The 11,682-nt window shown below is 67.6% G+C and carries 10 protein-coding genes; 4 read left to right on the top strand and 6 right to left on the bottom strand.

The features are described 5' to 3' along the window. Positions 1 to 1,163 (top strand): ATP-dependent DNA helicase RecG (locus BRAS3809_RS00835; RefSeq protein ID WP_035654795.1); only part of this gene is annotated, 1,163 nt, incomplete at its 5' end. Between the two features lie 195 nt (positions 1,164 to 1,358). Here the strand turns inward: BRAS3809_RS00835 and BRAS3809_RS00830 are convergent. Both BRAS3809_RS00830 and BRAS3809_RS00825 read right to left on the bottom strand, forming a co-directional pair. Further along, positions 1,359 to 2,210, bottom strand: a complete 852-nt coding sequence (locus BRAS3809_RS00830) for an NAD(P)-dependent oxidoreductase (RefSeq protein ID WP_083839019.1) — start codon at positions 2,208 to 2,210, stop codon at positions 1,359 to 1,361. A 171-nt stretch (positions 2,211 to 2,381) separates the two neighbouring features. Continuing rightward, a complete protein-coding gene (locus BRAS3809_RS00825) occupies positions 2,382 to 4,259 on the bottom strand; it encodes an autotransporter domain-containing protein (protein ID WP_008960201.1) in 1,878 nt (625 codons plus the stop codon). A gap of 332 nt (positions 4,260 to 4,591) precedes the next feature. Here BRAS3809_RS00825 and BRAS3809_RS00820 point away from each other — a divergent pair, with 332 nt between their 5' ends. Beyond that, on the top strand, positions 4,592 to 4,966 hold the full coding sequence (locus tag BRAS3809_RS00820; protein ID WP_008960200.1) for a VOC family protein: 375 nt from the start codon (positions 4,592 to 4,594) through the stop codon (positions 4,964 to 4,966). A gap of 34 nt (positions 4,967 to 5,000) precedes the next feature. On the opposite strand, the gene BRAS3809_RS00815 is transcribed toward BRAS3809_RS00820, so the two are convergent. The 3 genes from BRAS3809_RS00815 to glmS all read right to left on the bottom strand — a co-directional run bounded on the left by BRAS3809_RS00815 (position 5,001) and on the right by glmS (position 8,733). After that, entirely contained in the window at positions 5,001 to 5,798 is a 798-nt protein-coding gene (locus tag BRAS3809_RS00815) for a DUF502 domain-containing protein (RefSeq protein ID WP_008960199.1), read from the bottom strand. A 153-nt stretch (positions 5,799 to 5,951) separates the two neighbouring features. Continuing rightward, on the bottom strand, positions 5,952 to 6,614 hold the full coding sequence (locus BRAS3809_RS00810) for a LysE family translocator (RefSeq protein WP_240535571.1): 663 nt from the start codon (positions 6,612 to 6,614) through the stop codon (positions 5,952 to 5,954). 292 nt (positions 6,615 to 6,906) lie between these two features. Next, positions 6,907 to 8,733, bottom strand: a complete 1,827-nt coding sequence (glmS, locus tag BRAS3809_RS00805) for a glutamine--fructose-6-phosphate transaminase (isomerizing) (RefSeq protein WP_008960197.1) — start codon at positions 8,731 to 8,733, stop codon at positions 6,907 to 6,909. A 231-nt stretch (positions 8,734 to 8,964) separates the two neighbouring features. Between glmS and BRAS3809_RS00800 the strand changes: the two genes are divergently transcribed. Continuing rightward, a complete protein-coding gene (locus BRAS3809_RS00800; protein ID WP_008960196.1) occupies positions 8,965 to 9,192 on the top strand; it encodes a hypothetical protein in 228 nt (75 codons plus the stop codon). A 24-nt stretch (positions 9,193 to 9,216) separates the two neighbouring features. On the opposite strand, the gene glmU is transcribed toward BRAS3809_RS00800, so the two are convergent. Then, positions 9,217 to 10,563, bottom strand: coding sequence for a bifunctional UDP-N-acetylglucosamine diphosphorylase/glucosamine-1-phosphate N-acetyltransferase GlmU (glmU, locus tag BRAS3809_RS00795; RefSeq protein ID WP_008960195.1), 1,347 nt, complete (start codon positions 10,561 to 10,563; stop codon positions 9,217 to 9,219). A 137-nt stretch (positions 10,564 to 10,700) separates the two neighbouring features. Here glmU and BRAS3809_RS00790 point away from each other — a divergent pair. After that, the coding region (locus tag BRAS3809_RS00790) for a hypothetical protein (protein WP_035654793.1) at positions 10,701 to 11,682 on the top strand (982 nt) is incomplete at its 3' end.

Below are 11,682 nucleotides of genomic sequence, written 5' to 3'. Positions count from 1 at the left end.
TGGCCGAGGCCGGCAAGCAGGCCGCGCTGATGGCGCCGACCGAGATCCTGGCGCGACAGCACGCCAAGACCATCGCGCCGCTGGCCGAGCGCGCCGGGATGAACGTCGCGATCCTCACCGGCCGCGAGAAGGGCAAGGAGCGCCGCGACATCCTCGCCCGGCTCGAGGCCGGCGAGATCGACCTGCTGGTCGGCACCCACGCGCTGATCCAGGACGACGTCTTCTTCAAATCGCTCGCGCTCGCCATCGTCGACGAGCAGCATCGCTTCGGCGTGCGCGAGCGGCTGGCGCTGACCTCGAAGGGCGAGGCCGTCGACGTGCTGGTGCTGTCGGCGACGCCGATCCCGCGCACGCTGGTTCTGACCTACTTCGGCGACATGGACATCTCCGAGCTGCGCGAGAAGCCGGCCGGCCGCCAGCCGATCGACACCCGCGCCGTGGCCGATACCCGCCGCGGCGAGGTCATCGACGCCGTCGGCCGCGCGCTCGACGCCGGCAAGCTGGTGTACTGGATCTGCCCGCTGGTCGAGGAATCCGAGGCCGAGGGCATCGATCATCTCACCAACGCGACCGAGCGCTACGAGAGCCTGCGCGAGCGCTTCGGCGATCGCGTCGGCCTCGTCCATGGCAAGATGAAGGGCAGCGAGAAGGACGACGTCATGGGCCGCTTCGCGGCGCATCAGCTGCGGCTGCTGGTGGCGACGACGGTGGTCGAGGTCGGCGTCGACGTGCCCGCCGCGACGATCATGGTGATCGAGAATGCCGAGCGCTTCGGCCTCGCCCAATTGCACCAGCTGCGCGGCCGCATCGGCCGCGGATCGGAGGCCTCGACCTGCATTTTGCTCTATCACGAGCCGCTCGGACAGATGTCGAAGGCGCGCCTCGCCGTCATCCGCGAGACCACCGACGGCTTCCGCATCGCCGAGGAAGACCTGAAGCTGCGCGGCGAAGGCGACGTGCTGGGCATCCGCCAGAGCGGCCTGCCCGGCTACCGCATCGCCCGTCCCGAGGTGCATGCCCAGCTGATCACGCAAGCGCGCGACGAGGCGCTGCGGATCCTGAAGGAGGATCCAAAGCTGAAGGGACCGCGCAGCGACGCGCTGCGCTGCCTGCTGTATCTGTACGAACGCGACGAGGCGATCCCGCTGCTGACGGCGGGGTAGTTGGCCAAAGGTGCCTCAACGAACTCCGCTGTCGTCCCGGCCTCCGAGCCGGGACCCATACCCCCAGGAAGCAGTTTGAGGCACGAGGGCCATTGGCTTTTTCGCGCCTCACAGCCGCCGCGGAGTATGGGTCCCGGATCTGCGCCCCGCCGCGCTCTCGCGCGTCTGGGCTTGTCCGGGACGACGACCGGTGGACTATTTGACCTTGCAGCTCTCCGCGAACGCCACCAGTTGCGCGGCCTCCGTTCCCTCGCCTTGCACGTCTGTCGCGATGTGCTCGAACAGCCGCGCAAAGCCTTCGTAGATCAGCGCTGCCGGATGATCCGGCCCAAGGAAGCCCGCGATCTCGCGCATCTCGGCGACCCAGCGATAGGCCTTGGGCAGCATGTCCGGCAGGGCGTTGGCGAGCCGCGCCTGGACGTGCGGCAGGCTCAGCGCGAGCTCGTCGCGCAGCGCATCGGCCGCGCCGGTGCGGGTGGCGGCCAGCACCATCGCTGCGCCGAGCCCGGTGAGGCCCTTGTTGATTCCGGCATAGGACATCTTCAGCGCCGAGGCGGCGCCGATCGGGCCCTCGATCGGGCGCAGGTCGAGCCCGAGCCGGCCAAGCACGACCAAATCGGCCGCGGCTTCGCCGCTGACATAGACCGCCGGTCCCCTCGTGCCGGGCTTCGGCGGCAGCCCGATGATCGCGGCATCGACCAGGCGCGCGCCCGACGACAGCACGATGTCCTCGATCGTCCGGATGGTCTCGACATTGACCGCGTTGCAGTCGACGATGACCGGCTTCTTGGCGCTGCGGTTGATCGCGGTCGCGAGCTGCTGTGCCAGCGCCACCGCCTCGCCGGGCGGTACGATCGACAGGATGATGTCGCAGGCCGCGATCTCCCCGTCGCTGGCGCTGGTCATCCCCGCGGCGGCCGCTCGCGCCTGCGTGGCGGCGCTGCGTCCGTCGAGCCGGGTCAGCACCTTGCAGCCGTGCTCGGCGAGGCGAGCGGCCACGGCGCTGCCCATGGCGCCGGGCGCGATGACGGCAATGCTGGGGGGCATGAGGAGGCTCCGATTCCAACGAGGGGTCCGGAGACTATGCGCAGCTCACGACAAAACTGAAGCCGCGAAAACGAAGGGCAGCCCTTCCGGGCTGCCCTCGCCTTGGCCGCAATGTCGGCGCCGCTCCCCCCAAAGAGCCCCCCAAACCAGCGCCGGTGGTCGCGGCTGACCTCAGAACGAGATCTTCAGCCCGCCGCTGCCGAAGAAGTCGTCGCCGCCGGTCCGGCCGATGGTCCGGGACACATTCGCCGTCAGTGCCACGTTGTTCCAGAACGGCGCCACGATGCCGGTGCTGATCCGGCCATAGACGTTGTGCGAGCTCGCGTTCGGAATGTTCCAGTTGTTGACGATCAGCGGCGCCGAGGTGGCGCTGTACTGGATCAGACGGCCATTGCCGATCAGATCGTCGTCCAGCGTCACGTTCAGGTAGGGATGCACGGTCGTGCCCTGCACCTGGAACGGCGTGCGCAGCTGCACGCCGATGCTGCCGACCAGGGTCTCGGCCGTCTGCGGCCCGACGGTGAGCGTCAGCGCGGGATCGCCGGCTTCGGTGAAGCCGTCGACGCGGGCACGGGCGTAGGTCAGGCCGCCGATCGGCCCGACCTTGGCGGTGCCGGCATCGAACAGATAGCCGGCCTTGCCGGCGGCGACGAACGTCGTGCCGCCCGGATTCGAGGTGATCGTGTCGACGACGCCCAGCCGCGTATTGCGATAGTCCTGCTTGCCGATGGTCGCGAGCCCCTCGGCGAACAAATTGCTGTTCGCCCACACGCCGTACAGGCCGAGCTGATAGGAGTTGGCATCGGTGGTGCCGGCGTTGTTGAACAGCTTGGCCTTCGGATTGGAATAATCGAATGCGGCGCCGATCATCGCGTTCGGCGACAGCCGATAGTCGAGCCCGATCGTGCCGCCGACGCTGTCGAGGTTGAAGCCGTTCGAGGCGGCGTTGCCCTGGCGGTTGCTGAGACCGCCATTGCCCTGCATGTAGAACGACCACGGGCTGACGGGTGCCAGCGGCGGCGCCTTGGCATACGGCGCCTTGGTGACGGCGGCGAACGAGTTCATGGTCGACGGCGCAAAGCCGGTGGTTTCGCGGAACATGTCGAGCTTGCCGATCAGCGTCGAGGCGAAACCCATGGCTGCGATCGACCCCACCTCGCCCTGCGGCGCAAAGGTCAAGGGCGCGTTGAGGCGGTTGACGATGTACTGGCCCAGCACGTCGAAGCCGTGCGAGGTCAGGTGCACGCCGTCGACATAGAAGAGGTACTGCTGCTGCAGCGCCGGGTTGCCGATGCAGGCGACCGGACAGGCGCCGACATTGCTGAAGCCATAGCGCTGCGGGTTGGCCTGGATCAGCGTGCCGATCAGCCCGGTGTCGACATATTCGACGCGGACGCCATTGCGCGCGACATTGGCAAGCGACGCCTGCATCAGCGCATTGTAGGTCGTGCTGTAGAGCTTGCCGGTCGGGGCATTGGCGTTGCCGACCGCCTCCGGCAAGGTGCTGACATCGCCGGCCGTGAACACGATGCTGCGCGCGCCGGCGCCGACCAGCGCATTGATGCCCGCCATGGCCTGCTGTGCGGTGACGGCCGCCGCGGTCGGCGCGCCGGCGAACGAGCCGCTCGCGCGGTAATAGGCCCGCGCGTCATTGCCGCCGATCGAGATCTCGACGAGGTCGGTCGAGGCGATGTTGCCGGAAAAACCGGTCAGTCCGCTCCACTCCTGGACGAAGCCGGGAATGCCGGGACCGGCGACGTTGGTGGTGCCGCTGGTCGCGCCGCCGATCGCGTAGTTGAGCTGGGGAATGCCGAGCAGCGCGGAGGTCGTGTCGACGAAATTGGTGCCGCCGCTGAAGCGTCCGGTGGGATAGAGCGGCAGCTTGCCCAGGCCGCCGGTGAAGGTCCAGAGATTGCCCGTATCGGCGTAGCTGTCACCAAAGGCCTGAATGCGGGTGTAGGTGGTTTGCGCCGACGCTGGCTGAACCAGCTGCAGTACGGCTCCCGACAACACGGCGACGCCCAACAACGCCCTGCCCACACGCATCATTCCACGCTCCCCATACTATCTCATTTTTGTTTTGCCCGATGTTTCCATCGTGACAGGCGGGAAAACTACCGCCTTATGGTTGTAGTGATCACAGCGCAGGCAGCTGTGCCTTTCACGCATCACCATGCAGCCTGAAATCACCGCCGAGCGGACATCGGCCCGCTCGGCGCACGCGGAACTCCTGCGGCATGGCAAAGGCGAGGTCGCGCCTTTGCCATGCTGCGGCCGAGGCCGACGCGGGAGCCGAACGCTGCTGACAGAATCTGGCACCGGGCACGGCTATTTCCGTGCGCAGGCGCCGCTGACGGCGCCGTCCCCCCGGAGAGCCAGACATGCCCGACTTCAGCTTCCTCATCCTCTATGTCGACAATCCGCCCGCGAGCGCGGCCTTCTATTCTGGCCTGCTCGGCCAGCCTGTGATCGAGCAGGCGCCGACCTTCGCGATGCTGCCGCTGCGCGATGGCGTCATGCTCGGGCTCTGGTCGCGGCACACGGTTGAGCCGGCGGCCAGCGGCGCATCGGGTTTCAGCGAGGTCGCCTTCACGGTCAGCGATGCCGCCGAGGTCGCGCGCATTCATGACGACTGGAAGGCCCGCGGTCTGACCATCATTCAAGCGCCGACGCGAATGGATTTCGGCACGACCTTCGTCGCGCTCGATCCCGACGGGCACCGCCTCCGCGTGTTCGTGCCGCAGGACGCCGCCTAGCTCCAATCGTCCTCGACCGGTCGATCAGCCGTGTTCAGTCGGCTTTGGCCGGCTCCGGCTCCAGCTGCGGCGACGGCTGCACCGGAGCATTGGCAATGCGGGCGGCGCTGGCCATGGTGGCGAGCGCTGCCGCCTTCTTCTGCGCGTCGGAGCCCGGCTGCACCACGCCGCAGGACATGATCAGGGTCGCCGCGTCCTCGGCGCTCATGTCGACCTCGATGATCTTGCTCTTCGGCAGATAAAAGAAGAAGCCGGTCGTCGGGTTCGGGGCGCATGGCAGGAACACCGAGATCTGCTCGTCATCGCCGGGCAGCCGGTTCGCGATCTCCAGGCTCGGCGGTTGCGAGATCAGCACGATCGACCACATGCCGGGTGAGGGAAACTCGACCAGCCCGACGCGGCGCAGGCTCGAGCCCTTGCCGGAGAACAGCGTCTCGAACACCTGCTTGAGGCCACGATAGATCGCGCGCACCGCGGGGATGCGGCCGAGCAGGCGCTCGCCGAGATCGACCAGGGTGCGGCCGATCAGATTGGCCGCGAGGAAGCCGACCAGGGTGAGACCGATCACGGCCACGATCAGCCCGGAACCCGGCACGCCGAACGGCAGGTACGTCTCAGGGCGATAGGCCAGCGGCACGAACGGCCGCACCAAGCCGTCGACCCAGGTCACGAACCACCACGTCAGGTACAGCGTGATCGCGACCGGACCGGCGACCACGAGGCCGGTGAGGAAGTAGTTGCGAAACCGGAACATCAACCCATGGTGGGGCGTCTCGGCCGGAGCGTCGGCCAAGGGATCGGTGTCAGGCGGCAGGTCGTCGCGGGAACTCATGCGGACTTCCGGATCGGATCAAATCTCAGCTAGGGTCTTAGCAGATTTTTGGAAGGGCAAGGCCCTCTTTCCGACACATCCGCGCTTTGCCGCCGGGCTGTCGCGGGCTGGCCCCGGGCCTCCCGCCCGGTCAGGATGCCCGAAAGCGATCGGTCAGGCGCCTCGCAGCGGCAAAGCGAGCCCAACGGCCACGAAGATGCCGCCGCAGACCTGGTTGAAGCGCCGCCCGGCCCGGGCGAGCCACGGGCGGACGCGGGCGGCGGCGCTGGCAATCGCGACCTCGGTGATGAACTCCGTGACGGTGTAGGTCATCGCCATGATCCCGAACTGCACGGCCAGGCTGCGTTCCGGGTCGATGAATTGCGGCAACAAGGCGCTGAAGAACAGCAGGCATTTCGGGTTGGTCGCCGCGGTCAGGAAGCCCTGGCGAAACAGCACATGCCCGCGCGCGGTGACCGGCGCACTGCCGACATCGACCGCCACCGGCGGCGAGCGCCACAACCTGATGCCGAGCCAGGCGAGGTAGAGCCCGCCGATCCACTTCAGCACCACCAGCCAGGTGATCGAGGACTGCACCAGCGCGCCGATGCCGAACATGCACAGCGCCATGATCAGGACGAAGCCGATGAGGCTGCCGGCAATCGTGAACAGCGTCTTCCGCCCGCCATGCAGCGCGCCATGGGTGAGGGCCAGCAGGCCGTTCGGCCCGGGCGTGAGCGAGATCCCGATGCTCGTGAGCAGGAACAGCAGCCAGGTGTCGAGCGCCATCGGGATCGCCATGTTGCAGCGGACCAGCCGATCGGGTGCCGGGGTCATCGCCTGACGCTGATGTCGGATTACGGATCAGATGGCAAGCGGGGGACATTCGCCTGCGATCGCATGAGGCGCGCTGCAGGACAAACAAACTCGGTCGTCGTCCCGGGCAAGCTGCGCCAACGCGCTAGCGTTGGCGTAGCGCCGACCCGGGATCCATACTCCCAGGAGGCGGTTTGGGCCCCGATGGAGCCGCCAGCGCTGCCAGCCATAAGGCGCGGTGGTTATGGATCCCGGCGTTCGCCGGGATGACCCTGAATGTGCCGAGGCGACTTCGCACCCACGCCTTGACGGCCTACTCCACCGTCACGGACTTCGCCAAGTTGCGCGGCTGGTCGACGTCGGTGCCCATCACGACCGCCGTATGATACGCCAACAGCTGCACCGGGATCGCGTAGACGATCGGCGTGAAGGTCGCGGCCATGTCGGGCATCGTGATCGTCACCAGCGACTCCACCGTCGCCTCCTCGGCGCCCTTGGCGTCGGTCATCAGGATGATGTTGCCGCCGCGCGCGGCGACCTCCTGCATGTTGGACACCGTCTTCTCGAACACCTTGTCATAGGGCGCGATGACGACGACCGGCATGGTCTCGTCGATCAGCGCGATCGGGCCGTGCTTGAGCTCGCCCGCGGCATAGCCTTCGGCGTGGATGTAGGAGATCTCCTTCAGCTTCAGCGCGCCTTCGAGCGCCAGCGGATAGGAGGTGCCGCGGCCGAGATACAGCACGTCCTTCGACTTGGCGATCTCGCGCGCCAGCTTCTCGATCTGCGGCTCGGTGGTCAGCGCCGCCGCGATCAGCCGCGGCACCTCGACGAGGCCATGCACCAGCTTGGTCTCGTCCGCCTCCGACAACTCCCCGCGGCCGCGGCCGGCGGCGATCGCCAGCGCCGCGAGCACCATCAACTGGCAGGTGAAGGCCTTGGTCGAGGCGACGCCGATCTCGGGACCGGCCAGCGTCGGCATCACGATCTCGCTCTCGCGCGCGATCGTCGAGGTCGGCACGTTCACGACCGAGAGCGTGTGGACGCCCTGCGATTTCGCGTAGCGCAGCGCCGCCAGGGTGTCGGCGGTCTCGCCGGACTGCGAGATGAAGATGGCGAGATCGCCCTTGCGCAGCGGCGCCTCGCGATAGCGGAACTCGGAGGCGACATCGAGCTCGACCGGCACGCGCGCGAAGCGCTCGAACCAGTACTTCGCGACGAAGCCGGCATAGCTCGCGGTGCCGCAGGCGGTGATCGAGATGCGCTGGATGTCCTTGAAGTCGAACGCCAGCCGCGCCGGCAGCATCACGCGCTCGGTGCCCATGTCGACATAGCGCGCCAGCGTGTGGCCGACGACCTCCGGCTGCTCGTGGATCTCCTTGGCCATGAAGTGGCGGTAGTTGGCCTTGTCGACCAGGAACGACGACGCGCCGGATTTCAGCACGTCACGCTTCACGACGGCGCCCGAGGCATCGTGGATGATGCCGGAGTCGCGGGTGATCTCGACCCAGTCGCCGTCGTCGAGATAGCTGATGGTGTCGGTGAACGGCGCCAGCGCGATCGCGTCCGAGCCGAGGAACATCTCGCCGTCGCCATACCCCAGCGCCAGCGGCGAGCCCTTGCGGGCGCCGATCAGCAGATTGCCGTGGCCCTTGAACAGGAAGGCCAGCGCGAACGCGCCCTTCAAATGCGGCAGCGATGCGGCGACAGCCTGCTGCGGCGTGTGGCCCTTCAGCAGATAGGAATTGACGAGATGGACGACGGTCTCGGTGTCGGTCTCGGATGAGAATTTCGCGCCCTGCTTCTCGAGCTCGGCGCGGAGCTCGCGGAAGTTCTCGATGATGCCGTTATGGACCACGGCGACGTTATCAGTTGCATGCGGATGGGCATTGCCCTCGGTCGGCTTGCCATGCGTCGCCCAGCGCGTGTGGCCGATGCCGGCGTGGCCCTTCAGCGGCTCCCGCTCCAGGCGCTTTTCGAGATTCTTCAGCTTGCCCTCGGCGCGCCGGCGATCGAGGTGATCGCCTTCGAGCGTCGCGACGCCCGCGGAGTCGTAGCCGCGATATTCGAGACGCTTGAGGGAATCGACGAGATGCTCGGCGACCGGCCCGCGTCCCAGGATCCCGATGATTCCGCACATCAGCGCTAGTCCCCAAATCGTCGAGAGAGATTCAAATGCGTGGCATTGTCTTAACGAAAACCGCGCGCTTTCAGGATTCAATAATTATTGCGGATTGCGACAGGGTTAAGTGGAAGCCTTAACCGCGCGGCCGCCGGCGCAACTCCGGTTCGATGCGGAGGCTGCCTTCATGGCTGCGTTAACGGCCGGTCAATGCTTTCGCACCGAAACTGCCGCGTCGGAGAGGACGCCATGACCTACACCCGCCGCCCCACTGATCCCAAAGGCACGAGCTCGCTGAGCCTGTCGCATCCCGCGTCCGGCAGCCATCTCGCGCACTGGCCACCGCCGACCATGGCCCATGAGCTCAAGCCGATGCCGGTCAAGCATCGCAGCAACGAGCCGATCAAGCACGCCACCCGCCGCGGCTGGCGCCTGACCCGCGAGATGTTCGCCGAGTTCCTCGACGAGAAGGACTGAGGCTCCGTCGGCCGAGCTCGAATCTCACTTCTTCTGACGCAGTTTCGCGCTTCTGAAGCGCGCCGCAGCACCTTCCTTCGTGGTCTGCGGGCTGCGCTCCAGCGCCAGCGCATCGTCAGGCACGTCGCGCGTGATCACCGAGCCCGAGCCGATATAGGCGCGCGCGCCGATGCTGATCGGCGCCACCAGCGAGGTGTTGGTGCCGATGAAGGCACCCTCGCCGATAACAGTCTTGTGCTTGTTGAAGCCGTCATAATTGCAGGTGATGGTGCCGGCGCCGATGTTGGAATGGGCACCGACATGGGCGTCGCCGATATAGGACAGGTGATTGACCTTGACGCCGGGCTCCAGCACGGCGGCCTTGGCCTCGACGAAATTGCCGATCTTGGCGCCGTCGCCGAGCGACGTGCCGGGCCGCAGTCGCGCGAACGGCCCGAGCAGCGTGTTGCTGCCGAGCTTCGACTGCACGATGTGCGAGAACGAATGCACCACGGCGCCGTCGCCGATCGACACGCCCGGTCCGATCACGACGAAGGGCTCGATCGTGACGTCCCGGCCGAACGTCGTGTCGGCCGCAAGATGAACGGTCTCCGGCGCGATCAGCGTCACGCCGGCGTCCATGGCGGCCTGCCGCAGCCGCGTCTGCATGACGGCCTCGGCCTGCGCGAGCTGCGCCTTGGTGTTGATGCCGCGCACCTCGTCCTCGGAGGTCTCGATCACCACGGCGTCGAGCCCCTGCTCGCGCGCGATCGCCACCGCATCGACGAGATAATATTCGCCCTTGCTGTTGGCATTGCCGATCTTGTCGAGAATGGCCAGCGCGCGCCGGCCGTCCATCGCCATCACCCCGGCATTGCACAGCGTGATCGCGCGCTCCGCCTCCGACGCATCGGCGTGCTCGCGGATCGCGACCAGCTTCGATCCGTCGAGCAGCAGCCGGCCGTAGCCGGTCGGATCGGCGGCGCGGAAGCCGAGCACCGCGAGCGCCGCGCCCTGCGACAGCGGCGCGCGCAGCCGTGCAAGTGTCTCCGCCGTGATCAGCGGCGTGTCGCCGAACACGACCAGCAGATCGTCGGCGCCGCGCGTGATCGCCTCGCGTGCGGCGAGGACCGCGTGGGCCGTGCCCAGCCGCTCGCGTTGCACGAAGATCGCAGCGTCCGAGCGCAGGCGCTTCGCCTCCTTCTCGACCGCGTCGTGCTGCGGTCCCACCACCACCGCGACGGCCGCGCCCTCGCCGCGCGGGGCCGCCGCCAGCACATGCGCCAGCAATGATTCGCCCGCGATGGAATGCAGCACCTTCGGCAGGCTCGAGCGCATCCGCGTGCCCTCGCCCGCCGCAAGCACGATGGTCAGACTGGTTCGAGCGGTCATCAAGCACCCTGGAGATATCGGAGTGACACAATTGCCGCTGTCATAGATCGTTTTCGGCGCGCGGCAAGCGGCGCCGGCTGAAACCGATACGGGTTTTCCTGATAATGTTCGCTTCGTGATTCGATTAAGGCAGGTTCATGGCTAGGGACTCCCACAAATCAGCCGGCGCGCATGGAGCTGAAAAGACGGGCGGAACGCTGTCCGGACTGTTTGCGGATGAAACCGAGCTCGATCGCGGGGGGCTGTGGCGCCTCGGCTGGTGGGGCGCAGGCGCCGTCGGCGCCGTCGGGCTGGCCATTTTCGTCAATCAGGCCGCGCAGGGATGGCGCAGGGACCGTATTTCGGCCGCCGACCTGTCGCGCCAGGCCCAGCTGCTGCAGTCGCTCGCCAAGGAGACCCAGAGCGAGGCGCGCCAGCTCGGCTCGGCCATCGAGACGCTGAACACCGATCGCGACCAGCTGTACCGGCGCGTGACGATCCTCGAGCAGAACGTCGAATTGGTCACCGGCGCGCTCGCCAAGCAGAGCGCCCAGACCACCTCACAGGCGAGCGCGGCGCCGGTTTCCGCCAGCAAGCCGACGCCGGCGCCGCAGATCGCTGCCGTCGAGTCGCAGCCGACGGTGGTTGCCGCTCCGGGCTCGACGGCGCCCGGTCCGCTGCCTGCCTTCGGCAATCTGTCGCCGTTCATGCCCGTCCCCAACGCGGCGGCGGGTGCCAATCCCGCTCAGCCCGGTGCGACGGCCGCGGCGCCGCCGGCTGCCAGCACCAACGCCGACAAGCCGAAACCGGAACCGTCGAAGGGACTGTCGGTCGCGATCTCCGGGCCCCCCGGGCCGACGGCCGGGTCATCGCCAGGGCCTGCTTCGGCCGCGGCTGCCGCTGGTTCCAGGCTGGCGCCGGACACGCCCACCAAGCCGGCCGACGCCGACCGGCTGGCCAAGGCGGACGCCGCAGACGCCGCCACCCCGGGCAAGGGGACCGATACGGCCGACGCGGTCACGGCGATCCAGAAGACCGAATTCGCGGTCGACCTCGGCGGCGCCAATACCATCAGCGGCCTGCGCAACCTGTGGCGCGGTCTGGCGAAGAGCAATCCCGATCTTGCCGCGCTGAAGCCGA

The sequence above is a fragment of the Bradyrhizobium sp. STM 3809 genome, assembly GCF_000239795.1.
Classification (GTDB): Bacteria; Pseudomonadota; Alphaproteobacteria; order Rhizobiales; family Xanthobacteraceae; genus Bradyrhizobium.
The sequence above is the reverse complement of the archived record's forward strand: the minus strand, read 5'-3'. Positions and strand labels throughout refer to the sequence as shown.